Consider the following 25,004-nt stretch of genomic DNA (forward strand, 5'->3'; position numbering starts at 1 on the left):
GAGGATGTTTCGTCTTGCTGACGACACCGCGCGCACCTTTGATTTGAAAATTATTTTCTCTGTTGATTGAGAGATGAGCATATGCCAACAATCAACACCAGAGAAATCTCCAAATCTTGAAAATAATTTCAATAATGGACCGAAACCATGCGTGATCCCTTCAAAAACCCCTTTCCCGAAACAGACATCGCCCGCCATTCCATCTGGGAGATGCTGGTAACGCGGGACATCGACGCTTTCCTTGCCGCCGACTGGTCGAAGGTCGCGGACGATTTCGTCGAGGACGGCTTTCTCGGCATCAACGCCAACCGGGATGCGAACCCGGACAATTGGCGCCTGTCGTTCCCTTCGCTCAGCGCCTATCGCGACGAGTGGCTGCGGCAGGCGCAGGATTTTCAAACCCAGCAATTCGCAGATAACCCGCGCGATGCGATCTTTGCGACCACCACGCTGGAAGAAATCGAAGTGGAAGGTGAGACCGCGCTGGTGCGCAAGAAGTTCGACGGTGGGCTTCGCAAGGCCGATGGCAGCTTCGACGTCATGAAATGGCAGACGCTCTATTATTGCCGGCTGCATCAGGGACGCTGGAAGATCAGCGGTTTCACCGGCTACATGCCCAACCCCATGCCGTGATCCAGCGGACATCTGGAAAAGCTTCGCACGCCGGGCCGAAAGCCCGGCGTTGTTTTTTCGTCTGGAAGGGGCGGAAAAATGCCGGAGACGGATCGCGTCAGGAACAGCCGGGCATGGAAAAACAGATAACATGGCCCGGCTCCTGCGCCTTATTGGATCAGCTTGAGGACTGAAAGATCGACGCGCCGCTCGAGCGCAATGCCGCTTTCGTCAAACAGATGGCAATCCGATGCCTTGATACCGGTGACGATGGGCTCGTCCACGACCACAGGTGCGGAGCCGGAAAGCAGCGCGCAATAATTCTCACCCGTCGGCGCGACGCCATAGGCGATGGTATTGACCCCGAGCCGCTCGATCACGCTGGGCGCGACCGTGACATTGAGGTCGGCCGTTTCGAGGCCGGTATGTTCCGGGCGGATGCCGAGCGTCAGCTGCTTGCCTTCAAGACCGGCGCGGGGCTCCACCGGCACGGTGATCGTCTGGCCCTCATATTCCACCGTCACACCCTCGGCGCTGACGGATTTGCACGTGACCTTCAGGAAATTCATTTTCGGGTTGCCGATGAAACCTGCCACGAAGAGGTTAGCCGGCTTGTGATAAAGCTCGAGCGGCGCACCGACCTGGGCGATTTCGCCGGCATTCAACACCACGATACGGTCGGCCATGGTCATGGCTTCCACCTGATCGTGGGTGACATAGATCATCGTCGCCTTCAGCGTCCGGTGAAGATTGGTGAGTTCGATGCGCATATCGGCGCGAAGTGCTGCATCGAGGTTGGAAAGCGGCTCGTCGAACAGGAATATTTTCGGCTCGCGAACGATGGCGCGGCCGATCGCCACGCGCTGGCGCTGACCGCCGGACAACATGCCCGGGCGCTGCTGCAGACGCTGATCGAGCTGGAGAATCTTGGCGACGCCCTCGACCTTCTGCTTGATCTTGTCCCCCTCCATCTTCTCGACGCGCAGCGGAAAAGCGATGTTTTCAAAAACCGTCATGTGCGGGTAGAGCGCATAGGACTGGAAAACCATGGCGATGCCGCGTTTGACCGGCGGCAAGTCATTGACCTTCACGCCGTTAATGACGACGTCGCCAGCGGAAATATCCTCAAGGCCGGCGATCATGCGCAGCAATGTGGATTTGCCGCATCCCGAGGGGCCGACAAAAACGACGAACTCGCCATCCCTGATGTCGAGCTGAACGCCCTTGATGACTTCGAAATGTCCATAGTTCTTGCGGACGTTGTTGAGATAAAGCTGACCCAAGACTTGCCTCTCCCGTCAGCGGCCGACATCTGGCCACGTTCAGAGATGTTCCGAAACAGGGGCAAAGCCACACGGAATCGGAACCGTTGAAAACAGGGGGAAAGAGCATCCCGGAAGACGCAAGGCATTCCCACGGCGAAACTTGCCGGATGCGGACGGCCAGCGCCCGCATCCGTGCTCATGAAAGATTATTTATACTGCTCGAGAGCCGAAGCCGCTTTCTTCGCGGCATCTTCCGGTGTTGCCTTGCCAGTGACGACAGACTGCACCATTTCGATCATCGTGTCCTGGAAGCCCTTGTAGTCCGTGAAGAGCGGCTCGGGACCGCCATAGGCGATACCGTCGATCAGCGGCTTCCAGAAGGGATCCTTGGCGATGAATTCATCGACCTTCGGCGACGGACGCAGCGGGGTGAGGCCCGCGCCGCCCTGCAGTTCGTATTCGCCCTGCGGGCCGGGGGAGGTGATGAATTTGGCGAATTCGGTCGCCTTTTCTTCCACGCCGGTTCCCTTGAAGATCGCAAGGCTGTCGGTGATGAGCAGCGTGCCGGGGCCCTTTGCTTCCGGGCCGAGCGGCAGCGTGGCGATGCCCCAGTTGATTTTGGTTTCCTGCAGGCGCGTGGCGGCGCCCGAACCGGCCTGGATCATGCCGACCTTGCCATCGAGGAAGATGGCGCGGATTTCGTTCTGCTCATAGGCCGTCGGGCCTTCGACGGAATAGGGCGTGATGTCCTTATAGGCCTTCAGCGCTGCAACAACCTGCGGGCTGTCGACGGTGATCTTGTCGCCGTCGATCACCTTGCCGTTGTTGGTGTAAACCCAGTGCATGAACTGGTGCATGGTATTGTCGAAGGTCTTGGCCGGCAGGCCGTAACCGGCGATGCCCGTCTTTTCCTTGATCTGCTTGGCAAACGCGATCTCTTCGGCCCAGGTCTTCGGCGGCGTTTCCGGATCGAGACCCGCCTGCTTGAAAAGGTCCTTGTTCCAGTAAAGCGCCTTGGTCGAGAAGGCGACCGGCACGCCCCACTGCGTGTCCTCGAAGGTCACGGTGTCAACGATGTTGGGGTAGTAGCTCTTCTTTTCGTCTTCAGTCATCGGCACCGGAACGATGAGATCGTTCTGCGCGAATTGCTTCAGCGTGCGCGAACCGACATAGGCCATGGCGACCGGGGTGCCGGCGGCAGCGAGCGTTGTAGCCTTGTCCTGGCACTGCTCCCAGCCGACGACCTCAGGCACGACCTTGAAGCCTGCGTTCTTGCCTTCCCATTCCTTGATGTATTTTTCATGGATGGGATCCATCTTGTCGCCGCAATAGATCCAGCTGATCTCCTTGTCGGCGGCATGCGCCGTCACCGTCGTAAGGGCGGTGGAACCGGCAAATGCGAAAGCGCATAGCGCCAATCCGTAATGTTTCAGTGCCATAGGTAGTCTCCCGTTTTGGTGGTCGTTCCGGTTATTGATTATTTCACCGCGCCTGCGGTTAGCCCGCCGACGAGATATCGTTGCATCAGGAAAATCGCGATCATCGCTGGCGCGATACCGACGAAGCTCGCTGCCATAAGTTCGTTCCAGACGACTTCTTGCCGGCCGAAATAGGCAAACAGGCCCACGGGCAGCGGCATATATTCGGTCTTGGAATTGAACGTCAGCGCGTAGATGAATTGCTGCGCATAGGCCTCGATAAACGATGAGATTGCGACGACCGCTATGCCGGGCGTTGCTATGGGCAGGACAACCCGACGCAGGGTGTAAAGCCTGCTTGCACCATCGACATAAGCCGCCTCCTCCAGCTCTCGGGGTATGCGGCGCATATAGGTCACGAGGAGCAGGATGCCAGTTGGAATTATAAAAGCGACTCCGGGAATGATCATCGCGAAATAGGTATTCAATACGCCAATGGATCGCATGAGGCGAAACAATGGAATAAGCAGCACGGCTCCCGAGAACATCTTAACAGCAAGAAATATTCCCAATAGCAAACCCGCGCCTTTGAAGTTAAAGCGGGCAAACGCGTATGAAGCGGGTATCACGAGTGCAAGAACGATGAGCGTAATGCTCCCCGCGATGAAAAAGGAGTTGAAAATATAAAGCGCAAAGCCAGGCACGCTGACCCACATCGTCCGGTAGGCCTCGAAGGAGCCGTTCTCGGGCCAAAACTTATAAGGGGACGAAAACAGCAGGCTGAGCGGTTTCAGCGAAACCAGAAAGCCTTCCACAAAGGGCGCCAGCACGAAGGTTAGGAACACGGCGACGCCGCAATAAATCCCGACAACCTCATACCACCTGTAGCGGTTGATCATCGCATTTTTGTCGGTCATCGGCTGGCCTCCTGCGAGATACGGCTGGTGATGCGGAAATAAAAGAAGGTGAAGATCGACAGGAAGATGCAGATCAGCACGGCGCGCGCGGCACCTTCACCATATTTGTAAGCTCCTATCGCCGTCTTGTAGGTATCGATGATCATTGTCGTGGTTTCGCCGTTTGGACCACCACGCGTAAGAATCCAGATGATATCGAAAGAATTGAAGGTCGAAATCAGTGACAGGACCGACATGGTGATCATGGCGGGCAGCATCAGAGGCAGGGTGATACGGCGAAAGCGGTAGGCGCGGCTGGCGCCATCGGTCCACGCCGCCTCGTAGAGGTCCTGCGGAATGGACTGGATGGCGGCCAGCAAATAGAGCGTCACCATCGGCACACCAATCCAGACATCGGTGACGACCGTCGCCCAGAAGGCCGTGTTGCCATAGGCAAGGAACGCAACCGGGCCATCCACCAGGCCGAGGTTCTGGAGCACCCCGGAAATCATGCCGAACTGGCCGTTATACATCCAGCCCCACATGAAGATGCCGATAGCCATCGGCACGATCCATGGCGGCATGGTCAGGATACGGAACAGCGCCCGGCCGGGCACGGCCGAATTCAGCAAGACCGCACCGAATGTGCCGATGATCATCTTTATCGAGACGGAAAAGAACGTCCAGATAAAGGTCCGCGTGATGACATCGGCAAACGTCGCGTTGAAAATCTTCTCGTAGTTGATGAAGCCGACCCAATTCGTCACTTTTTTAAGCGATGCATCGGTGAACGACAGGATAAACGTATCCACGAGCGGGTAGGCAACGATTAGCGTGATATATAAAAGCGCCGGCAGAAGAAGAAACCAGGCGAAGACGACTGCACTACGTTTTGCATCCATTGCCCACCCCCCTCAAGCCGATTTCACAGCGGGGGATTTCGGCTGCCCGTGCAGCGCCAGATCGTATTCCTCCCACACCGGCTTGAGATCGATCACTTTACGGCCATGGCGCGCTTCATCCATGGCAAGCGCCAGAATACCGGCCTCGATCGCATCGAGCGCGGAAACCGGAAGGGCCGCACCCTTGACGATATGGGCGATAACGTCCTCGGCCATCTGCTCGTCCGCGCCATAATGCTGCGAGAGCGCGGTTGCCGCCGAATAGGTCTTGGCCACGGTCTTTTCATTTGTCCGGGCATTGTGCACGTTCAGGAAGCCGCGCACAAAATCGCCCTCGGCCATGCCCTTGGCGCCGATGACGCAGAAACGGCGGAAATCGTCGGGAACGTTGAGATTGGTATGGAAAGCGAGCGATGCGCCGTTCTCATATTCCACGATCGCCGTCTGGTAATCGATGATGTCGCCGTCGCTGTCGAAGACCTTGTCGGAACCCATCCAGCCGCTCGGCTTGCGATGGTACACCTCCATGTCGTTGATGCCGTCATGCTGCGGCGCGTTTGCCGGCGTGAAGCTCTTGCGCCCGCCGAAGCTCGAGACGAAACGCGGCCGCGCACCGACCACGCCATTATAGAGATCGAGGTCGTGGCAGCATTTTTCCAGCATGAAGGAGCCGGAATAATTCTTGTAACGCCGCCAGTCGCGCATGAAGAATGCGCCGTGATAGGGCGGGATATGCTCCGAGGCCTCGATGGAAACGACATCGCCCAGCTTGCCTTCCGCCTGTGCGGCGCGCAGATCGCGGTAGAGCGGGGAATAACGCAAAACCAGACCGACGAGCAGCCGCTCATGCCCGTGCTTGTTGAGCAGCCGGGCGAGCTCAAGACTTTCCTCGATGCTGACGACGATGGGTTTTTCCGAGAAGATGGTGCAGCCGGCCTCAAGCCCGATACGGATATGCTCCAGATGCATGTGGTTCGGTGAGCCGATCATCAAGAGATCGAATTTTTCGTTTGCGATCAGCGCCTCGGGACTATCGTAAGCCTTGCCGGCCGAAATGCCCTTTTCCTGCAGGCCCGGCAGGCCCGCCGGCGCGGGATCGGCGTAACCGACGACCTCGAAATCCTTGTCGATCTCATGAAAAACGTAGCCCAGATAACCGAGACGGAATCCGAGTCCGATAATTCCCACCTTCATGAACTTTGTTCCCTGTTCATTCGTAATTCATTTTCGCAGAAGCGACCATTTCTGTGCTGGTCATCCAGTTATCTGCGATAATTTCCTGCCACGATGAAATTAATTTTCACAACGGTCAAGCTAAATTCGATTTCGCAAACGCTGCCGCGAGTCGAAAACCGATTTTCCCGGCGCGACGGATGCGAAACGGATCGCCGCCGACCACCGACGCAAAAAACAATACCAAAAAAATGCCAATCGTCCAGAGCAATTCCGTTATCGAGAAAATTTTTTTGGTTAATGCGAAAATATCAAGCATGCAGCCTTATTATTCGGCAAAATATCGAAAAAACCACCGATTAATCGTACAAATCTAGCAATGGTTCTATTTTGGTATTGCCGATTGCGCCGCATATGATATAGCCAGAGCCGGCCATTTCGCCGACCACATGGATCGTGACAGAGGTTATGGATGAACGGGGCAGCGCTTAATCTGGACGACCTGCAATCAGGCGGCGGCCCGCTTTACCTGAAACTGCGCCAGACGATTGAAGACGCCATCAACGGCGGCCGCCTGAAGCACGGCGACGCCTTGCCGCCGGAGCGGGATATCGCCGAAAGCGCCTGCGTCAGCCGCGTCACGGTGCGCAAGGCGGTGGACGATCTCGTCCGCGACGGTCTTCTCGTTCGCCGGCACGGTTCGGGTACTTTCGTCGTCAAGCCCATCACCCGCATGCAGCAGCCCCTGACCAAACTCACCTCGTTTACCGAGGACATGCGCCGGCGTGGAATGACGGCGAGCACCCGCTGGCTGGACAGAGGCCTGTTCCACCCGACCGGCGACGAGATGATGGCGCTCGGCCTTTCCCAATCCGCCATGGTGGCGCGGCTCACGCGTCTGCGTCTTGCCAATGACCAGCCAATCGCACTCGAAGTCACCAGCCTGCCGGGCGATATCCTGCCTGACCCGCAACTGGTGGAAAACTCGCTTTATCTGGAGCTTGAGAAAAACGGCATTCGCCCGGTGCGCGCCATTCAGCGCATCTCCGCCCGTAACCTCACCGATGAGGAAACATTGCTGCTCGGGGTTCCGCCGGGCTCGGCAGCGCTTTCCGTTCAGCGAATGGCTTATCTGGAAAGCGGGCGCCTCATGGAAATATCCCGCGCGCTGTACCGCAGCGACGCCTATGACCTCGTCGCCGAACTGACGATGGGGCCCGAGTGACAAATCTCTTGATCAAGGACATGAAACGATGACAACCCTGATGCGCCAGGAAATCGATGAGATTCCCGATGCAGTCGCCCGCCTGCTGGACAATGCCAATGCCGACTTCCACGAAGCCGGAGACAGGCTGAAGGCCCGTGACCCGGCCGTTATCGTGACCATTGCACGCGGCTCCTCCGACCACGCTGCGCATTTTCTGAAATATGCGATCGAATTGCAGACCGGGCTTCCGGTCGCTTCGCTCGGCCCCTCGCTCGCCTCGATCTACCAGACGAAGCTGCGGCTGGACCGGGCGGCGGCCTTCGCCGTCTCGCAATCCGGCAAAAGCCCTGACATCGTCGCTCTGGCGGAAAGCGCCCGCAAGGGCGGCGCGCTCACCTTCTCGCTTGTCAACACCCTGCCCTCCCCGCTCGGCGATGCGGCCAATCACGCCATCAATATCCAGGCGGGCCCTGAAAAGGCGGTGGCCGCAACCAAATCTTTCGTCAACTCCATCGTCGCCGGCCTCGCAATCCTGGCCGAATGGACGGAAGACAGCCTGCTCGCCAAAGCCGTCAGCGCCTTGCCGCAGAATTTTGCCAAGGCCATCGGACTCGACTGGAGCCAGATCGGCGAAGCGGTCAAGGGCGAGGAATCGCTCTATATGCTGGGCCGCGGTCCGGCGCTGGCCATTGCCGCGGAAGCCGCGCTGAAATGCAAGGAAACCTGCGAACTCCACGCGGAGGCCTATTCGTCGGCGGAAGTGATGCACGGCCCCGTTTCGCTGGTCGCACCGAAATTTCCCGTCATCGCTTTTGCCGCGCGTGACCGCGCCGAAACCTCCGTGACGGATATCGCGGCCGGTCTCGCCGGTAAGGGCGCAAGTGTTTTCGTCACCTCCGCAAAAGGCAGCCCGGCCAAGCCCCTGCCGTTTGTGGAAACCAATCACCCGCTGACCGATGCCCTGTTGCTGATCGCGCCGTTTTACGGCTTCATCGAGCAATTGTCGCGCGCCCGCGGCTTCAACCCGGATGCGCCCGTGGCATTGAAGAAGGTGACGGAAACCCAATGAGCAGCAGCAAGGCATTTGTCGGCGCCCGCATTTTCGATGGCGCCGCGTGGCACGATGGCAAAGCGCTCGTGACCGGTGATGGCCACATTGCCGACATTGTTGACCGCGTATCCGTGCCAGCAGACGCCGAAATCATCGACGCGGAAGGACTGTTCATTGCGCCAGGCTTCATCGACCTTCAGGTCAATGGCGGCGGCGGCGTGATGTTCAATAACGAGCCGGATGTGGAAGGCATCGCCCGCATCTGCTCGGCCCATGCGCAATTCGGTACCACAGCGCTGATGGTCACACTCATCACCGACCGGCCGGATATCACAACCAAAGCCGCCGAAGCCGGCATCGCCGCCCACAAGGCAGGGGTGCCCGGCTTTCTCGGCCTGCACTTCGAAGGGCCGCATCTTTCCGTCGCACGCAAGGGCACCCATGATCCGGCGCTGATCCGAAAGATGGAAACGGCCGATCTTGCGGTTCTGATGGGCTGCAAGGCGAAGCTTCCCTTCGTGCTGACAACCATCGCCCCGGAAAACGTAACCGAAGCGCAGGTCACAGCGCTGCACAAAGCCGGCATCGTCGTCAGCCTCGGCCATACCGATGTGGGCCTTGGCGTCGCGACGGCCTATGCCGAGGCAGGCGCATCCATGGTGACACATCTCTTCAACGCTATGAGCCCGCTCGGCCATCGCGAGCCGGGACTGGTGGGGGCGGCACTTTCGAACGGCAAGCTGGATTGCGGGCTGATCGCTGACGGCTTCCATGTCGATCCTGCAGCGATCGGCATTGCGCTTCGCGCCAAGAATAATCCCGGGCGCATTTTCCTCGTCACCGACGCCATGTCCACCATCGGCACGGATGATGACGGTTTCGAACTGAACGGCAGGCGCGTCTATCGCAACGGCGGCAGGCTGACGCTGGCCGACGGCACGCTGGCGGGAGCGGATATCGATATGCTCTCCTGCATACGCTTCATGCATGAAAAGCTGGACACACCGCTGGAAGAAGCCTTGAGAATGGCGTCCGCCTATCCCGCCGAGGCAATCGGCGCTTCCGGCAAGGGTAAGCTCCTGCCCGGCTTCGATGCGGATTTCGTCATGCTGACGCCCGACCTTCAGATGCATTCGACATGGATCGGTGCAGAAAAAATCCACGATGCCACCCGTTCCGGAGCCTGAATCATGATCGTTTGTTTCGATATAGGCGGAACGACCATCAAGGGCGCTATTGCCTACGCTCCCGACGATATTCGGCCCGTGCCGCGCATCCCGACGCCCAAGACCAGTTTCGAAGACTTCGCCGCCGGCCTGAAATCCGTCATCGACAATAGCGGCGGCACACCCGCCTGCGTGTCGCTGTCGATTGCGGGCGTCATCGATCCCGACACCGGCAAAGCCACTGTCGCCAATATTCAGAGCATCCATGGCAGGGTCTTGAAGGACGAGCTGGAAAAGGCGCTGAACCTTCCCGTCATCGTATCGAACGACGCGGATTGCTTCGTGATCGCCGAATCGGAAATCGGTTCCGGACGGGGTCATCGCGTGGTCTTCGGAGTCATCCTCGGAACGGGTGTAGGCGGCGGGCTGGTGATCGACGGCAAGCTCATCAACAGCGACGGCGGTTTCGCCGGCGAATGGGGACACGGACCGGTGGCCGCGACATTGGCCGGAAATCCGCCGGTTTCGCTGCCGCGTTTCGAATGCGGTTGCGGGCTTACCGGCTGCGTCGATGCAATCGGCAGCGCCCGTGGCATGGAAAAACTACATTCGCATCTTCACCAGCAGGCAATGACCAGCGAGGATATTATTGCAGCCTGGCAGGCGGGCGATCCGAAGGCCGCAAGAACCATCGATGTCCTTATCGATATTCTCGCCTCGCCTCTGGCAATGGTGATCAACGTCACCGGCGCAACCATCGTGCCGGTCGGCGGCGGACTTTCGAATTCGAAGGCGCTTCTCGCCGCTTTGGACGAGGTGGTAAGGAGCCGCATTCTGAGGCGCTTCGACCGCCCCTTAGTCGTGCCCGCCATCTGCCGCATCGAGCCGGGGTTGATCGGATCCGCCGTTATCGGGCTGAAATATGAGAAAGAAGCCGCCGGCACTGCCTGAGCGGCATCACATCGTCTCGATCTTTTCCCGGCGGAAACCCAGCCCCACCAGCCGGCCGGTCAAATGGGAAAGAAGCGGAAACCGCATGATGGCCAGCACAAAGGCTGGCGGTCCCTTCGGTTTTTCCGCATCTGCCCGTCCTTTTTTGCCGCCGATACGCATCATCCGCTGCAGAAATTGCGTGGCCTTGGTCGGGAAGGATCGCCGCTTTTCAATTGCGGCGAGATCATCATCGGCAATGGCCCGGCCGGAGACGAGCACCGGCACCAATATATTGGCCACCGCAACCGCATCCTGAATGGCCAGATTAATGCCGACACCGCCGACGGGGGACATGGCGTGGGCCGCATCACCGATGCAGATCAGGCCGGGTTTCCACCAGCGCTTCAGCCGGTCGATACGGACGGTCAGGAGATGCACATCGTCCCAACTCTTGAGCTCATCGAGCCTTTCGCGTGGGAAAGGGCAGATTTCCGCAACCCTGTCCCTGAAGGCTTCAATTCCCTGTAGCTTTATGTCGGCGAAAAACCCCTTTCGCACCACATAACCGCATTGCCAGTAATCGCCCCGGTTGATCATGACGAAACCCTGCCGCGAGCCGGCATGCCCCATGGTTTCCGTCGGATCGTCGGGCTGTTTCGAAAGACGCATCCACAGCACCTCCGTCGGAATGCCGAAGCGCTGCACTTCCAGCCCCGCCGCCTCGCGGACGGTGGAGTTGCGCCCATCCGCCCCCACCACCAGATCGGCCTCTATCTCGATAATGCCTTCCGGCGTGCTGACCGTGAGACCGCCCACATGGCCACCGCGCTCGATCAGTCCGGTCACCGGCGCATTCATCAGCAATCGGAAATTTTCGTATTGTCCCGCCTTGCCGACAATGAAATTGAGAAAATCCCATTGCGGCATAAAGGCGATGAAGCGGTGGCGGACCGGCAGACGGGAAAAATCCGCTATCGTGATACGCTCGCCGCCGATAACCGCATTCAGCCTTGGTGCACGTGTGTGCGGCAGGCTCAGGAACTCATCGATGAAACCGAGTTGCTCCATCAATTCAAGCGTTGAAGGGTGGATGGTGTCGCCGCGAAAATCGCGGAGAAAATCCCCGTGTTTCTCTACGACCACGACATCGATACCGCTGCGCGCAAGCAGCAGGCCAAGCATCATGCCCGCCGGCCCGCCACCGGCCACGGCGACGGACGTGCGGATGTGCTGAACGGCCCCGCCGTCATTTCCCGGAGCGATTGTCGCTTCTTCCATCACCTTCCCCCTTACATCCCGCTTGAGGTCCTTATCGTGTATCCGCCGCCGGGAGGTTTACATTCTTCGGCTGCGGCCAGCCCTGCGCATCGAACCGGAACAGCATTTCGGACCGGGCAAAGATAAAGGCGAAGGCCATGGCCGTCCACATGCCGAGCAACAGCCCGGCGGCAACATCGCTTGGATAATGTGCGCCGACGATGACACGCGAAACACCGATGACAAGGGCAAGCAGGAGAAACGCCCAGCGGAAGCGCGGCATCAACATGGCGAAAGCGCCGAAAAACGCCCCGGCGGCGGTCGAATGGCCTGAGGGGAAACTTTCATAGAGATTGTCGCCGGTAAATGGGGTGAGGCTATAGGCGCCCATTTCCAGCAGAAGCTCCGGCCGTGCCCGTCCTATCAGGAATTTCAACGTGTGGACGAGAATGCTCGCCGTTCCGATCGTCAGGAAGAAATAGGTAAGAAGCCGCCATGCCGTCCTCAGCCGTCCATTATAGGTCTCCGCCTTTAAAACCCGTGCGGCGACATAGGCCAATATCGCCAGAAGGCCAGTGGAATAGAGCATCCAGCGGAAGGTTCCGAAATCGGTAATCGCCCGATTGAAGGAGACTACGCCGCCAGGCAGCGCCTGCGCACTTTCGGAAAGACGCGGATCAAAAGGAATGAAGACAAGGACCAGCGCAAGACTTGCCGCAAAAATCCACCCGCTGGAAACCAGAAAACGTCGCATCGATATCCTCTCATTGTTTTTCTTGCATATGGCTTTGCCTTCCGCAAAAACAATAGCCCCGGCTTTGTCCTTGTTATGGCTGGTTTTCGCAGGTAGAGGCTAAGGAATGTTGCTCGAAAGTGCATGGCGTTTTCGGGAAAACGACGTGCACCGAGAGGTGCGAACCGGAAACGACCGACGGACTGAAAATGACGAATGCCAGTGAAATGCCACGCAAGCTGACAATATTGGGTTCGACCGGTTCGATCGGCACCAATACGCTGGATGTCGTCCGCCAACTGGGTGGCCGCGACGCGTTCGAGATCACGGCTTTGACCGGCGCGGGCAATATCGCGCTTCTGGCGGAGCAGGCGCGGGAATTCGGCGCGCGGCTGGCGGTTACCGCCGAGGACGACAAATACGAAGCGCTGAAATCGGCCCTTGCCGGCACCGGCATCGCGGTTGCGGCAGGCAGATCCGGCCTCGAAGAGGCCGCGTCGACGGATGCCGGCTGGGTGATGGCGGCGATTGCCGGAACACCCGGCCTTGCGCCTACTCTTACAGCCGCACGGCGTGGCGCAGACATAGCGCTCGCCAACAAGGAATGCCTGGTTTCGGCTGGCGATGTTTTTCTGCGCACGGTCAAACAGGGCGGCGGCAGGCTGATCCCGGTCGACAGCGAGCACAGCGCAATCTTCCAATGCCTGACGGGCGAACATAAACAGGGCGTGGAACGCATCGTGCTGACCGCATCTGGCGGCCCATTCCGCACCTGGTCGCGCGAGGAGATGGCCAATGTCACGGCGGATATCGCCCGCGCCCATCCCAACTGGTCGATGGGGCTGAAGGTTTCCATCGGCAGCGCCTCCATGTTCAACAAGGGGCTGGAAATGATCGAGGCGAAATATCTCTTCGATCTCAGGCCCGATCAGGTGGAGGTGATCGTCCACCCGCAGTCGATCATCCATTCGATGGTGGGTTACACCGACGGCTCCTATATCGCCCAGCTCGGCTCTCCCGACATGCGCACTGCGATTTCTTATGCCCTCACCTATCCGCAACGCGGCAATCTAAGTGTCGAGCGGCTGGATTTTGCAAAACTTGCGCGGCTCGATTTCGAAGCGCCGGATGAGGCCCGTTTCCCGGCGATCCGTCTGGCTCGCACCGCGCTGGAGCGCGGCGGTCTACAGGGCGCTGCCCTGAACGCCGCCGAAGAGACCGCCTTTCACGCTTTCGTTGCAGGCAATATCGGTTTTCTCGATATGGCCGAGATCGTCGAAACGGTCATGGACCGCATGCATGACGGCCGCTCCGCCGCCACGATCGAAGATGTCTTCGCAGCGGATGATGAGGCCCGTCGTCACGCCCGCGAATTGATCGCCACCAAAGAAAAGGCCGCGTAAACGCGGCCCGGTCTTCTCTTATCTAAACTGCGGCCTCACGCCACCGCCCGCGCCAGCGCACAATGCGACCAGAGCTGGTGCAGCGCGCCGACCAGATGCTCGATATCGGCATCGCTGTGCAGTGGTGTCGGCGTAATGCGCAGGCGCTCGGTCTTGCGCGGCACGGTCGGATAGTTGATCGGCTGCACATAGACACCGTGACTGTCGAGCAGGATATCCGAAATCCATTTGCACTTGGCGGCATCGCCCACCATGACAGGCACAATGTGGCTTGGGTTGTCCATGTGCGGAATACCGCGCGCATCGAGAAGGCCGCGAAGCTTGCGCACCCGGTCCTGATGGCGGGCGCGCTCGAAGGGGCTTGCCTTCAGATGCTGGATCGACGCAATCGCACCGGCGGCAAGCGACGGCGGCAGGGCCGTCGTGAAGATGAAGCCGGAAGCGAAGGAGCGGATGAAGTCGCAAACTGCCGTGGAGCCGGTAATATAGCCGCCCATGACGCCGAAGGCCTTGCCGAGCGTTCCCTCGATGATCGTCAGGCGATCCATCAGGCCTTCGCGCTCGGCGATGCCGCCGCCGCGCGGTCCGTACATGCCAACGGCATGAACTTCGTCGAGATAGGTCATGGCGCCATAACGGTCGGCCAGATCGCAGATTTCCTTGATCGGCGCGATATCGCCATCCATCGAATAGACGGATTCGAAGGCGATCAGCTTCGGCGCATTCGGATCCGCCGCCTTGAGCTTGGCTTCGAGGTCTTCGAGATCGTTGTGCTTCCAGATCACCCGCTCGCAGCGGCCATAACGGATGCCTTCGATCATCGATGCATGGTTGAGCGCATCCGAGAAAATGATCAGACCCGGAATTTTCTGACCGAGCGTGCCGAGGGTCGCCCAGTTGGAGACATAACCCGAGGTGAAAATCAGCGCCGATTCCTTGCCGTGGAGATCGGCAAGTTCGCGCTCGAGCAGGACGTGGTAGTGGTTGGTGCCAGAAATATTCCGGGTGCCTCCCGCACCCGCGCCACAGTGATCGATGGCGGCCTTCATGGCTTCGATGACTTTCGGGTTCTGGCCCATGCCGAGATAGTCGTTGGAGCACCAGACGGTCACATCCTTGCGCTCGCCATTGGCGTTATACCGTGTCGCACGTGGGAAATTGCCCTGCTGGCGCTCGATATCCGCAAAAACGCGATAACGTCCCTCAGAATGCAGGCTTTGCAGTTCCGTCGTGAAAAATGCCTCGAAGTCCATGCCATGCTCCAGAATTGACCAGATCGTTTTGTGCCTCGACACCGGGACCGTCAACCCTTGCGGGCCACATTAACCGCGTCTGCGTCAATTCGCCGTTGTTTTGAACCATTCCAATAAACCGTTTATAGAACCCGATGAAAAGTACAAAATTGATTCACATCAAAAAACCCGGATTTTTGGAACCTTTTTTGCGCCGCGCCGTTGTTTGGGACGCAATCGATTACGCTCGGAGGAATGCCGAAAGTGGAGGCTTCCCTAAACGACATCGAATTGTTAGTTATCTGTGGCGGTCGGAGGTAGCAGTCGCCGCAGATAAATATGGGACGCCTACCGAGCCACAAGAGCTCATTGTAACGTTGGAGAGAGTTTCATGAAAAAGGCAATCATATTTGCGCTGGTCGGCCTGTCGCTCGCAAGCTGCACGCAGACCGAAAAGGGAGCTTCGATCGGCGCCGTTTCCGGTGCTGTCCTTGGCGGCGCTATCACGGGCAACGTTCGTGGCGCGGCAGTGGGTGCGGCAATCGGCGGCGTGGGCGGTGCCCTCATCGGCAATGCTTCCGAACCGGGCTATTGCTATTATCGCGACCAGTACGGTCAGCGTTACACGGCGCGTTGCCGCTAATCGCTTCGCTAAATACCGTTGCACAGAAGCCCCGGTCAACCGGGGCTTTTTGCGTTTTGGGCGGCAAAACACAAGCGCAAGGGTCCTCAAAGCCGTTTATTTATGATTAAATTGCAATGTTAACGGACAGGAAACGGGTTAGGGCGACAATAAAGGCTCAACCATAAAGCAGCTTATGCGAAGAACACGAACTAACCCGAAGACAGGTATTGCGTATCGGAAAGCTGGCACCGCGCTTGCGGTTGCTGTGACGTTCGCCCTGTATCCGGCGTTTACCCGTGATGCCTTTGCCTTCAAACTGTTCGGCATGCGCCTCTGGGGTTCGGAAGAACCCGAGGTCGAGGTTATCAACCCCGTCAAATACGCCGTCACGCTCGATGCCACGGACGCCGATAGTTCCCTGAAAGACAGCCTGGAAAACAGTTCGCTGCTTCTTGCCGACAAGGACAAGCCGGCCTCCGGCGATCTTGGCCTTCTGATAAAGGCAAGAGACGACCGGGACAGGCTGATCGCGGCGCTTTATGAAAACGCCCGTTATGGCGGCATCGTCAAGGTCACCGTTGCCGGCAAGGATGTGGATAGCCTGCCGCCCAATCCGGTGTTCGATCATTCCGCTCCGGTACCCGTGGTCATTACGGTTACGCCCGGCCCGGTCTTCAAACTCGGCAATGTCAGGCTTGAAGGCGATGTCACCGGCCGCAACCTTGAGGAATATGGCCTGACGACCGGCGGCGACGCGGGTTCTCTCGCCATCATCCGCGCCGGCAACAAGTTGATCGATGATCTGAAGGCCGAAGGCCGTCCGCTTGCGAAGCTGACGAAACGCGAGGCCGTCGCCAACCACGCGACAAACACGGTGGACATTACCATGGCGGCCGAAGGCGGTCCCGTGGCGCCCCTCGGTACGGTGACCGTTACGGGTGAAAAAACCGTCGATGGCGATTTTATCCGCCGTTATTCGCGCCTCAATGGCGGCGAGCCCTATTCGCCGGAAAAACTGCGCAAGGCCGCCGACCGGCTGCGACAGCTCGGCGTCTTTTCCAGCCTGACCATCAAGGAAGCGGGAACGCTGGCGCGCGACGGCACCATTCCGCTTACCATCGAGGTTTCGGAAGGCAAGCACCGCTATTTCGGCGTCGGCGCGCAATATTCCACCACGGAAGGCATCGGCCTCCAGGGTTATTGGGGTCACCGGAACCTGTTCGGGCAGGCGGAATCGCTGCGTATCGAAGGTTCGGTTTCGCGCATCGCAGAGGCATCGAGCGTCGAAGGCATGGATTATTCGGCGGGTATCACTTTCACCAAGCCCGGCATGTTCAATCCACGCACCACCTTCAAGACCAGCCTGATTGCCAAGACCGAACATCCCGATACATACGATGCCAAGACCGTGACTGGTACGGCCGGTTTCGCCTACGAGCTGAACGATACCGATACAGCTGCAGCCGGCCTTGAGGTGCAATGGGCCGACACGGAAGACGCATTCGGCAAGAACGAATATCTCACCACCTCCATCCCGCTGGAATTCGTTCGTGATACACGCGACGACAAGCTCAACCCGACCGAAGGCTTTCGCGCCTCTGTGGCCGCCAAGCCGAGCTATGAAGCACTGAACGGCACCTTCTTTTCCTCTTTCGAAGGCTCCATTTCGGGCTACAAGGGACTTGGCGCCGAGGACAGGCTGATCATGGCCGGAAAGCTTTCCGGCGGCGTGCTGGTCGGCGGTAGCGATCTGCAGGACATACCCACCACCAGGCGCTTTTATGCCGGCGGCGGCGGATCGGTGCGCGGCTACAGCTATCAGGAAATATCGCCCTATAATGCCGCCGGCGATGCGACGGGCGGCCGCTCCTATGTCGTCGGCTCCATCGAGGCCCGCATCAAGGTCACCGACACGATCGGCATCGTCCCCTTCATCGATGCGGGTGTGGTTTCGGAAGACGTGGCACCCGATTTTTCCGATATCCGGGCTGGCGCCGGTATCGGTCTGCGTTACGCGACGCCCTTCGGGCCTCTGCGTCTCGATGTCGCCATGCCGCTCGACAAATACGATGGTGGCAACAGTTTCGGCATTTATGCTGGCATCGGTCAGTCTTTTTAAACGCCGCAGTCGAACACCCTTGCAACAGAGTGTAGATTACCCTTTATGAAAACGTTGATTCGATTGCTGAAATGGCTGGGCTACGCTGCATTGTGCGGCGTGGTGCTGGTGTTGCTTGCGGTTCTGTTCGTCGGTTTTACCCCGATGGGCGCAAGAATTGCCGCAAAGCAGATTTCATCGATCGTTTCCACGCCCGATCAGGTAATCGAAATTTCGCCCCCGAGCGGCCTTTTGACCGGCCGCCTGCGGCTCGACAATGTCACGCTTTCAGACCGGCAGGGACCCTATGCCCGCGTGAACCAGATCGCCGTCGACTGGTCGCCGCTCTCGCTGCTTGCCGGCACCTTCCATGCCGACCGGGTCTCGGCCGGATCGATCGATGTCGAGCGCAAACCGCTTGCCCCGGAGCAGACATCGACCAAGAGCTCCGGCAATTCCTCACTGCCGATCGAAATCGCCGTCGACAAGTTCAGCTTTCCAGATATCAGCCTTGGCCAATCGCTTCTCGGCCGTCCATTCGACCTCAACGCGGAAGGCAACCTGACGGCTGCCCAGGACGATTTGCGGCTGTCGCTCACCGCCCATCGGCTCAATGCGCCGGATGCGGAGGTTAATGCCGACATCGCCTTCCTTCCGAATGAGAATGTCCTGAAGCTGAAAGCGGAGATGAAGGAGCCCGAAGGCGGTCTTCTCGCCACGCTGCTTTCGCTTCCGGGAACGCCTGCGGTGGCGATAGACCTCAACGGCGAAGGCCCGCTTTCCAACTGGACAGGCACGCTGCGCGGCAATGTCGCCGGCAACCCTGTCGTCAACCTCACCGGCCGCCACCTTCTTGCAGATGATGGCACCCGCCGTATCGAAATTGCAGGCGGCGGCCAGCCGGACCTGCTTCTGCCCCCCGCCTTCCGTCAGCTTTTTGCTGGCGAGACAAAGCTCGACGCAAATGCAACCCTTTCGCCGCAGGGTCGCATCGAAATCGGCAGCAGCACGCTGGAGACCGGCACCCTGCTGTTGACGGCGTCAGGCACGGTCGATCCGAACGGTCAGAACGATCTCGCCGCCAATCTCATCGGCACCGCCGGCCCGGTGGATTTTCGCTGGCCGCTGGAGAATGGCGAGTTTCATGCCCTCATCAACGGCCTCGATCTTTCCCTCAAGGGCGGTGCAGACGCCGCGCATCTCAACACGACGGTATCGTTGCGCAGCCTTTCCCTGCCGCAAGGCAGGCTCGATGACGTTAAGCTGACGGCCGAGAGCGCCGATCTCAACATCGCCAACCGCAGCGGCACGATCGCGACGGTCCTGTCCGTGGCGCAATCCTCCTTCGTCAGCCCCGATGTCGACCGGCTGGTGCGGGCGCCCCTCACCATCAAGGCGCCGCTCAGCCTCACTTCGTCAGCTATCGGCTTCGACGGCGCGACGCTGGAAAGCGCCAGTGTCGGTGGGACGTTGAATGGCAGTTTCGATCTCGCCGGCAATCGCCTGACCTCCAGCGTGCAGCTCTTCGCGCTGCCCGCCACCCTTCCACCGGCCCTTGCGGAAAAGTTCGACACCACCATCGCCCTCCAGGGCGATATCGACGTGACCATCGGCGGACGCACCAGCCTTGAAAACCTCGTCGTCAAGTCGGGAACCATCGAAGCAACCGGCAATGTCGGCCTCGAAAACGATGCATTGAGCGCCAGCCTGACGGGTAAATTTCCCGCTCTTGAAAAACTGACGCCACAGGCGAAGGGCGTCGCCGATTTTGCAATCGAGGCCAGCGGCGCGCTGGCAGCACCGGATTTCAACGTCACCCTGAGTTCCGAAAGCGCAATCCTTGCCGGGCGAACACTTGAATCGCTGAAGGTCAATGCAACCGGCAAGGCCGATCCCGCCGCGCCTCAGGCAAAGCTCACCGCCAGCGGCAGCCTCGACCGACAGAAGATCGACGCCCATGCCGATGTGGTGCAGACCGAAAACGGCACGGCCATCCCCGAGCTGCATGTGGCCGTAGGCCGGAACATCCTGAACGGGCAGCTGCAATTCTCGCAGCAATTCCTGCCGTCGGGCAATCTCTCCTTCAATTTCCCCGACCTTGCCCTGCTCGCGGCCCTCGCCGCGCAGCAGGCGGATGGCGATATTGCCGGCGACATCGCCCTGAGCAACACCAATGGCCGGATTGCCGCGACGATCAAGGCCAATGGCAACAGCATCCGCCAGGGCACAACAACGATCTCCAAACTCGCCGCCGATATTTCCATCGACGATCTTCAGGCTCTCGCCATCAATGGCAAGGTCAGCGCCGACAGCGTCAATGCCGGCGCCGCCGCGATATCGGGCCTGAATGCCACCATCGGTCATTCCGGCACGACGACGCAGTTCGACGTCAACGGCCGTTACGACAATGCGCCGCTCGTGGTAAAGGGCAGCGCTGAGACCGGCGGATCACCCATGACGGTGCGCGTCGACGCCTTTTCCGCCGCCCCCAAGGGCATTGCGGTTCGCCTTGAAAAACCGAGCACCATCGCCATCCAGAACGGCACGGCCCGTATCTCAGATCTGACCATCGTCACAGGTGAAGGGCGCGTTGAGGTCAACGGCAGCGCCGGATCGACGCTCGACATCAATGCCGATATCCGTTCGCTGCCCGCCAGTCTCGCAAATGCCTTCGCCACCGGACTGGATGCGGCAGGCAGCATCTCCGGCACGGTGAGCGCCAAGGGTGCGGCATCGAACCCCGCGGTCGATTACAATCTAAACTGGACCAATGCCGAGGTCGCGCAGACACGCGCGGCAGGCCTCGCCGCGCTCGGCATCAAGGCGAACGGCCGCTTTGCGGGCGGCACCTTGCAGATCGACACCAATGTATCCGGCCAGGGCGGCATGTCGCTGTCCGGCGGCGGCTCGCTCGGCATCGCCGGCAATCGTCCGCTTTCCATGGCGTTTTCCGGCAGACTGCCCTTCTCCGCCGTCGCGGCGCAAACCGCATCGCAGGGCCTCGATGTGGACGGCACCGCCGCCATCGATGTGAAGATTTCCGGCAGCGCTTCCGCACCTGTCGTTACCGGCAGCATCACCACCGATGGTACGCGCCTGACCGATGTGCGCCGGAACCTGACCATCAACGACCTGGGCGCCACCATCACCTTCGACCGTGACCGTGCCGTCATTTCGCGACTGACGGGCAAGCTGGCGGGCGGCGGAACGATCTCGGGAAAGGGCAGCGTCGGCATAGCCGGTGGTTCTGGTTTCCCCGCCGATATATCGATCACGCTCAATCGCGCCGGTTATAATGACGGCACGCTGGTGACGACGGTGGTAAGCGGCACGCTGACGCTGAAAGGCCCGCTGCTGAATTCCCCCGTGCTGGGCGGCAACCTGACGCTGGACAGAAGCGCCATCACAATTCCGGAAAAGCTTCCGGCCTCGCTGACGGAAATCGATGTCAAGCACAAGAACGCCCCCCCAAAGGTGCGCGCGCAGGCCAAGGCGCTCGGGGCTGATCAGGGCGGCAGCGGCAGCTCGTCCACCATCAATCTCGATCTGCAGGTGAACGCACCGAGCGGCATCTTCGTACGCGGACGCGGCATCGATGCGGAACTCACGGGCAATCTGACGATCCGTGGCACGGCAGCCGTTCCCGTCATTTCCGGCGGCTTCGAAATGCGCCGTGGCCGGCTCGAAATCCTCACTCGCCGCCTCGATTTCACCACCGGCAATATCAGTTTCGGCGGCGGCCTCGTTCCGGTCCTCGATATGAAGGCGGACTCGACGGTCGGCTCGACGACCATCACGGTGGCCGTTTCCGGCAACGCCAACGATCCGACCTTTGCCTTCTCCTCGGCACCCGCCCTGCCACAGGATGAGGTGATGGCGCAGCTGATCTTCGGCCAGTCCATGTCGAAACTCTCGGCTCTGCAAATCGCAAGGCTGGCCGATGCCGCCGCCCAGTTGGCCGGCGGGCGTTCCACCTCGCTGTTCGACAAGCTCAGAAGCAATCTCGGCGTCGACGATCTCGATATTTCGACCGATTCCGAAGGACAGGCCCGTGTTTCCGCCGGTAAATATCTGAACGAAAGAACCTATCTCGAGCTACAGCAAAGTGGCGAATCCGGCGCAAAAGCCATCATCAACCTCGATGTCGGGCGGGGTGTGAAGCTACGCGGGGAAGCGGGTGGCGATGGCGAAGGCGCAGCCGGCATATTTTACGAGAAGGAATATTAGCATTTCCAGTAAAAGCGCGTGGCGGTTTTTACATCCGGACAATGCGTAAAATACTCTAGGGCCACTTCGCATTTAGGTTTGCGAAACCATCTGATGATACAAATCATCCATTGAAGACGGAAATATTGTTTCCGGCTGTTCAGGCACCAGGCAGAACGCCAAATCCGCATATGCAAGTGTCGGTGCACTTGCGCCGGCCTCCACAGCGAGCATTGGGAAGAATTCTGATGGCAATGATTAACTCTACCAATTTTGGCGGTGAGACGCTCGAAATCATCGCGTTCCGCCTGCATGATCAGGAATTCTGCGTGAAGACGACGACCATCCGCGAAATTCGCGGCTGGGCGCCTTCTACGCCCATTCCCCACGCGCCGAAAGACGTCATCGGCGTCATGAACCTGCGCGGCTCTGTTATTCCGATCATCGATCTGGCTCACAAGCTCGGCATGAAGAGCACTGTCGCCAATGAGAGAAGCGCCATCGTGGTGGCGGAAGTGCACAACATGGTCATCGGCATGCTCGTCGACCGTGTTTCCGACATTCTGACGATCCCGGCAAACCAGGTGCAGCCGGTTCCGGAAATCTCGGCTTCCTTCGACAAGTCCTATTCGGAAGGCATCATCGCCAACGAACACGGCATGATCTGCTTCCTGAACCTTGCGAAAATGTTCAAGGGAACCGAAGCGGAAGATCTCGCGGCCTAATCAGGCCTTTTCGGCTGGCCACGCAACACGAAGACTATCGATCAGTCCAGACCGCCGGCGCTTCCTGCCCGGCGGTTTTGTTTTTACTCTTTACCTCGCCTTACTAAATAAGAACATTTTAATATTATGGATATCTAATATTAAAAGCCCTGGAACAGTATCACGCCGGCAGGAATTTCACGCTGGCCCAATACCTGACCGAGGCGGAGAGACGGAAGTGCCTGCATTGCTGCCTTCGGCGGCAAACCTGTTCGTTGTTCAACATGATACGACGTGGACCGCATATCCTGTGCGGCTCACCGCGCCGTGGGCCGTTTTTGGGGGACGTATAATGCTGGGGTTAGGGAAAAGCGCAGATAACAGAAATATACTCGATGCCATATCGAGATCGCAGGCGGTCATAGAATTCGATCTCAAGGGTAATATCCTCACCGCGAATAAAAATTTCTGCACAGCGCTGGGTTATGATCTCACCGAGATCGTCGGCAAGCACCATCGCATCTTCTGCGACAGCGAGCTTGCCGGGTCGCGGGCCTATCAGGAATTCTGGGAGTCTCTCGCCCGTGGCGAGTTCCAGGCCAGGGAATATCGCCGTATCCGCAAGGACGGCTCGGTCATCTGGATCGAGGCCTCTTACAACCCGGTTTTCCGTTCCGGCAAACCCTATAAGGTCGTGAAGATCGCCACCGACATCACCGCCAAGAAAATCAGGGCCGTGGACGATGCGGGCAAGCTGGAGGCGCTCTCCCGTTCGCAGGCCACCATCGAGTTTTTCCCGGATGGCACCATCATTACCGCCAACCCGAATTTCTGCGCCACGGTGAATTACGACCTCAAGGAAATCGAGGGCAGGCATCACCGCATCTTCTGCGATCCGGCCTATGCCGCCTCGCCCGCCTATGGCAATTTCTGGCCGCGACTGGCGGCAGGGGAATTCATCTCGGATGAATTTGTCCGCTATGGAAAGAACGGCAAGGAAATATGGATCCAGGCTGCCTATAATCCGGTGCTGGACGAAGCGGGCAAGGTTGTCAAAGTGGTGAAATTCGCCACGGATGTCACGCCGCGCATGAGCGCCATCAGTGTGCTTGCCGATGCCCTGCGGGCGCTTGCCGAAGGTGATCTTGTGCAGCGCCTCGACAACAGCTTCGTGCCCAGCATGGAAAAGCTGCGCGCGGACTTCAACGAAGTCGTCGCCAAGCTGCAGGCCACCATGCAGACTATCGCCCACAATGCCTCGACAATCGCTTCGGGCTCCGGCGAAATCCGCATCGCTGCCGATCAGCTTTCGCAGCGTACCGAACAGCAGGCCGCCTCGCTGGAAGAGACAGCAGCCGCGCTGGAGGAAATCACCACCACCGTTACCGATGCCAGCCGGCGCGCCGGCGAGGCCGGAAAGCTGGTGCTGCGAACGAGAGAACATGCCGAACATTCCGGCGATATCGTCCAGCAGGCAATTTCCGCCATGGATGCGATCTCGCGGTCCTCGGGTGAAATCACCAATATCATCGGCGTCATTGACGACATCGCCTTCCAGACCAATCTTCTGGCCCTCAATGCGGGTGTCGAAGCCGCCCGGGCCGGCGAAGCGGGCAAGGGTTTCGCCGTTGTGGCGCAGGAGGTCCGCGAACTCGCACAACGGTCCGCCGTTGCGGCCAAGGAAATCAAATCCCTCATCAACACCTCCCGCGAGCAGGTCGCCAACGGTGTGGATCTGGTGGGCAGAACCGGCGGCGCGCTCCGGGATATCCAGTCGCAGATGAGCGAGATCGACACCAATGTCTCGGCGATCGTTGAAGCCTCGCGCGAGCAGGCGAATGGTCTCAGCGAAATCAATCAGGCCGTCAACGTCATGGATCAGGCCACCCAGAAAAACGCCGCCATGGTGGAGGAAACCACCGCCGCCAGCCACGGCCTCGCCACGGAAGCGGAAAATCTGCACGAATTGCTGCGGCAGTTCAGAATATCGCACGAGGCATCGCCCGCCCGCCCGGCCGACAAAAAGCCAGCCGTTGTCACCCGTCTCCCGACGCCGCAACCGCGATATGCCGCCGCGCCAAGATCTCACGGAAACGCAGCAGCCGAATGGGCGGAGTTCTAGG

General features: G+C 59.3%; 20 protein-coding genes. 11 read left to right on the top strand and 9 right to left on the bottom strand.

Translation table 11 applies throughout. The features are described 5' to 3' along the window. Window positions 1-147 precede the first annotated feature (147 nt). The gene (locus AGR7B_RS13015) at window positions 148-633 is read left to right on the top strand and encodes a hypothetical protein (protein ID WP_003521277.1); all 486 of its coding nucleotides are present in this window, start codon (window positions 148-150) and stop codon (window positions 631-633) included. Window positions 634-782: 149 nt separating this feature from the next. On the opposite strand, the gene AGR7B_RS13020 is transcribed toward AGR7B_RS13015, so the two are convergent. The 6 genes from AGR7B_RS13020 to AGR7B_RS13045 form a co-directional block, all read right to left on the bottom strand. Next, the gene (locus tag AGR7B_RS13020; RefSeq protein ID WP_078052401.1) at window positions 783-1,895 is read right to left on the bottom strand and encodes an ABC transporter ATP-binding protein; all 1,113 of its coding nucleotides are present in this window, start codon (window positions 1,893-1,895) and stop codon (window positions 783-785) included. A gap of 188 nt (window positions 1,896-2,083) precedes the next feature. Continuing rightward, complete coding sequence (locus tag AGR7B_RS13025; protein WP_078052400.1) at window positions 2,084-3,316, bottom strand: ABC transporter substrate-binding protein; 1,233 nt, start codon at window positions 3,314-3,316, stop codon at window positions 2,084-2,086. A 38-nt stretch (window positions 3,317-3,354) separates the two neighbouring features. Then, the gene (locus AGR7B_RS13030; protein ID WP_078052399.1) at window positions 3,355-4,212 is read right to left on the bottom strand and encodes a carbohydrate ABC transporter permease; all 858 of its coding nucleotides are present in this window, start codon (window positions 4,210-4,212) and stop codon (window positions 3,355-3,357) included. After that, window positions 4,209-5,093, bottom strand: coding sequence for a carbohydrate ABC transporter permease (locus tag AGR7B_RS13035; protein WP_078052398.1), 885 nt, complete (start codon window positions 5,091-5,093; stop codon window positions 4,209-4,211). Before AGR7B_RS13035 ends, AGR7B_RS13030 begins: the two co-directional genes overlap by 4 nt. A 12-nt stretch (window positions 5,094-5,105) precedes the next feature. Then, the gene (locus tag AGR7B_RS13040; RefSeq protein WP_078052397.1) at window positions 5,106-6,287 is read right to left on the bottom strand and encodes a Gfo/Idh/MocA family protein; all 1,182 of its coding nucleotides are present in this window, start codon (window positions 6,285-6,287) and stop codon (window positions 5,106-5,108) included. A 115-nt stretch (window positions 6,288-6,402) separates the two neighbouring features. Further along, window positions 6,403-6,585 carry a hypothetical protein gene (locus AGR7B_RS13045; protein WP_059759935.1) on the bottom strand — a complete coding sequence of 61 codons (183 nt, stop codon included), beginning with the start codon at window positions 6,583-6,585 and terminating at the stop codon, window positions 6,403-6,405. A gap of 153 nt (window positions 6,586-6,738) precedes the next feature. Between AGR7B_RS13045 and AGR7B_RS13050 the strand changes: the two genes are divergently transcribed. The 4 genes from AGR7B_RS13050 to AGR7B_RS13065 are packed head-to-tail and all read left to right on the top strand — an operon-like array spanning window position 6,739 to window position 10,641. Next, window positions 6,739-7,491 carry a GntR family transcriptional regulator gene (locus AGR7B_RS13050; protein WP_003521268.1) on the top strand — a complete coding sequence of 251 codons (753 nt, stop codon included), beginning with the start codon at window positions 6,739-6,741 and terminating at the stop codon, window positions 7,489-7,491. A 28-nt stretch (window positions 7,492-7,519) separates the two neighbouring features. Then, window positions 7,520-8,542: an SIS domain-containing protein gene (locus AGR7B_RS13055; protein ID WP_080856813.1), complete on the top strand. Its 1,023-nt coding sequence runs from the start codon at window positions 7,520-7,522 to the stop codon at window positions 8,540-8,542. Beyond that, on the top strand, window positions 8,539-9,711 hold the full coding sequence (nagA, locus tag AGR7B_RS13060) for an N-acetylglucosamine-6-phosphate deacetylase (RefSeq protein WP_080856814.1): 1,173 nt from the start codon (window positions 8,539-8,541) through the stop codon (window positions 9,709-9,711). The genes AGR7B_RS13055 and nagA overlap by 4 nt, the downstream gene beginning before the upstream one ends. A gap of 3 nt (window positions 9,712-9,714) precedes the next feature. Then, entirely contained in the window at window positions 9,715-10,641 is a 927-nt protein-coding gene (locus AGR7B_RS13065; RefSeq protein WP_080856815.1) for an ROK family protein, read from the top strand. Window positions 10,642-10,647: 6 nt separating this feature from the next. Here the strand turns inward: AGR7B_RS13065 and AGR7B_RS13070 are convergent, their stop codons facing one another. Continuing rightward, window positions 10,648-11,901, bottom strand: coding sequence for an FAD-dependent oxidoreductase (locus AGR7B_RS13070; RefSeq protein WP_080856816.1), 1,254 nt, complete (start codon window positions 11,899-11,901; stop codon window positions 10,648-10,650). Between the two features lie 31 nt (window positions 11,902-11,932). Beyond that, window positions 11,933-12,634: a phosphatase PAP2 family protein gene (locus AGR7B_RS13075; RefSeq protein WP_080856817.1), complete on the bottom strand. Its 702-nt coding sequence runs from the start codon at window positions 12,632-12,634 to the stop codon at window positions 11,933-11,935. A gap of 188 nt (window positions 12,635-12,822) precedes the next feature. On the opposite strand from AGR7B_RS13075, the gene dxr reads away from it, so the two are divergent. Beyond that, the gene (gene dxr / locus AGR7B_RS13080) at window positions 12,823-14,016 is read left to right on the top strand and encodes a 1-deoxy-D-xylulose-5-phosphate reductoisomerase (RefSeq protein WP_080856818.1); all 1,194 of its coding nucleotides are present in this window, start codon (window positions 12,823-12,825) and stop codon (window positions 14,014-14,016) included. Between the two features lie 35 nt (window positions 14,017-14,051). On the opposite strand, the gene hemA is transcribed toward dxr, so the two are convergent. Continuing rightward, window positions 14,052-15,269, bottom strand: a complete 1,218-nt coding sequence (hemA, locus tag AGR7B_RS13085) for a 5-aminolevulinate synthase (RefSeq protein WP_078052391.1) — start codon at window positions 15,267-15,269, stop codon at window positions 14,052-14,054. A 370-nt stretch (window positions 15,270-15,639) separates the two neighbouring features. On the opposite strand from hemA, the gene AGR7B_RS13090 reads away from it, so the two are divergent. The 5 genes from AGR7B_RS13090 to AGR7B_RS13110 all read left to right on the top strand — a co-directional run bounded on the left by AGR7B_RS13090 (window position 15,640) and on the right by AGR7B_RS13110 (window position 25,003). After that, window positions 15,640-15,891, top strand: a complete 252-nt coding sequence (locus AGR7B_RS13090) for a YMGG-like glycine zipper-containing protein (protein ID WP_003492347.1) — start codon at window positions 15,640-15,642, stop codon at window positions 15,889-15,891. A 175-nt stretch (window positions 15,892-16,066) separates the two neighbouring features. Continuing rightward, window positions 16,067-17,992 (top strand): autotransporter assembly complex protein TamA, encoded by a 1,926-nt coding sequence (locus AGR7B_RS13095; protein WP_078052390.1) that lies wholly within the window; start codon window positions 16,067-16,069, stop codon window positions 17,990-17,992. Between the two features lie 45 nt (window positions 17,993-18,037). Beyond that, window positions 18,038-22,198 carry a translocation/assembly module TamB domain-containing protein gene (locus tag AGR7B_RS13100; RefSeq protein WP_080856819.1) on the top strand — a complete coding sequence of 1,387 codons (4,161 nt, stop codon included), beginning with the start codon at window positions 18,038-18,040 and terminating at the stop codon, window positions 22,196-22,198. A 227-nt stretch (window positions 22,199-22,425) separates the two neighbouring features. Next, on the top strand, window positions 22,426-22,902 hold the full coding sequence (locus tag AGR7B_RS13105; protein WP_003504949.1) for a chemotaxis protein CheW: 477 nt from the start codon (window positions 22,426-22,428) through the stop codon (window positions 22,900-22,902). Window positions 22,903-23,233: 331 nt separating this feature from the next. Beyond that, window positions 23,234-25,003: a methyl-accepting chemotaxis protein gene (locus AGR7B_RS13110; RefSeq protein ID WP_080857099.1), complete on the top strand. Its 1,770-nt coding sequence runs from the start codon at window positions 23,234-23,236 to the stop codon at window positions 25,001-25,003. Window position 25,004 lies beyond the last annotated feature (1 nt).

Origin of the sequence: Agrobacterium deltaense RV3 (genome assembly GCF_900013505.1) — a bacterium.
In the GTDB taxonomy this organism is placed as follows: domain Bacteria; phylum Pseudomonadota; class Alphaproteobacteria; order Rhizobiales; family Rhizobiaceae; genus Agrobacterium; species Agrobacterium leguminum.

Bases quoted from the DNA above. Each gene is read 5' to 3' on its own strand.
- AGR7B_RS13015 (WP_003521277.1), top strand. From the start codon at position 148: ATGCGTGATCCCTTCAAAAACCCCTTTCCCGAAACAGACATCGCCCGC.
- AGR7B_RS13025 (WP_078052400.1), bottom strand. From the start codon at position 3,316: ATGGCACTGAAACATTACGGATTGGCGCTATGCGCTTTCGCATTTGCC.
- AGR7B_RS13030 (WP_078052399.1), bottom strand. From the start codon at position 4,212: ATGACCGACAAAAATGCGATGATCAACCGCTACAGGTGGTATGAGGTT.
- AGR7B_RS13035 (WP_078052398.1), bottom strand. From the start codon at position 5,093: ATGGATGCAAAACGTAGTGCAGTCGTCTTCGCCTGGTTTCTTCTTCTG.
- AGR7B_RS13040 (WP_078052397.1), bottom strand. From the start codon at position 6,287: ATGAAGGTGGGAATTATCGGACTCGGATTCCGTCTCGGTTATCTGGGC.
- AGR7B_RS13045 (WP_059759935.1), bottom strand. From the start codon at position 6,585: ATGCTTGATATTTTCGCATTAACCAAAAAAATTTTCTCGATAACGGAA.
- AGR7B_RS13050 (WP_003521268.1), top strand. From the start codon at position 6,739: ATGAACGGGGCAGCGCTTAATCTGGACGACCTGCAATCAGGCGGCGGC.
- AGR7B_RS13055 (WP_080856813.1), top strand. From the start codon at position 7,520: ATGACAACCCTGATGCGCCAGGAAATCGATGAGATTCCCGATGCAGTC.
- nagA (WP_080856814.1), top strand. From the start codon at position 8,539: ATGAGCAGCAGCAAGGCATTTGTCGGCGCCCGCATTTTCGATGGCGCC.
- AGR7B_RS13065 (WP_080856815.1), top strand. From the start codon at position 9,715: ATGATCGTTTGTTTCGATATAGGCGGAACGACCATCAAGGGCGCTATT.
- AGR7B_RS13070 (WP_080856816.1), bottom strand. From the start codon at position 11,901: ATGGAAGAAGCGACAATCGCTCCGGGAAATGACGGCGGGGCCGTTCAG.
- AGR7B_RS13075 (WP_080856817.1), bottom strand. From the start codon at position 12,634: ATGCGACGTTTTCTGGTTTCCAGCGGGTGGATTTTTGCGGCAAGTCTT.
- dxr (WP_080856818.1), top strand. From the start codon at position 12,823: ATGACGAATGCCAGTGAAATGCCACGCAAGCTGACAATATTGGGTTCG.
- hemA (WP_078052391.1), bottom strand. From the start codon at position 15,269: ATGGACTTCGAGGCATTTTTCACGACGGAACTGCAAAGCCTGCATTCT.
- AGR7B_RS13090 (WP_003492347.1), top strand. From the start codon at position 15,640: ATGAAAAAGGCAATCATATTTGCGCTGGTCGGCCTGTCGCTCGCAAGC.
- AGR7B_RS13095 (WP_078052390.1), top strand. From the start codon at position 16,067: ATGCGAAGAACACGAACTAACCCGAAGACAGGTATTGCGTATCGGAAA.
- AGR7B_RS13100 (WP_080856819.1), top strand. From the start codon at position 18,038: ATGAAAACGTTGATTCGATTGCTGAAATGGCTGGGCTACGCTGCATTG.
- AGR7B_RS13105 (WP_003504949.1), top strand. From the start codon at position 22,426: ATGGCAATGATTAACTCTACCAATTTTGGCGGTGAGACGCTCGAAATC.
- AGR7B_RS13110 (WP_080857099.1), top strand. From the start codon at position 23,234: ATGCTGGGGTTAGGGAAAAGCGCAGATAACAGAAATATACTCGATGCC.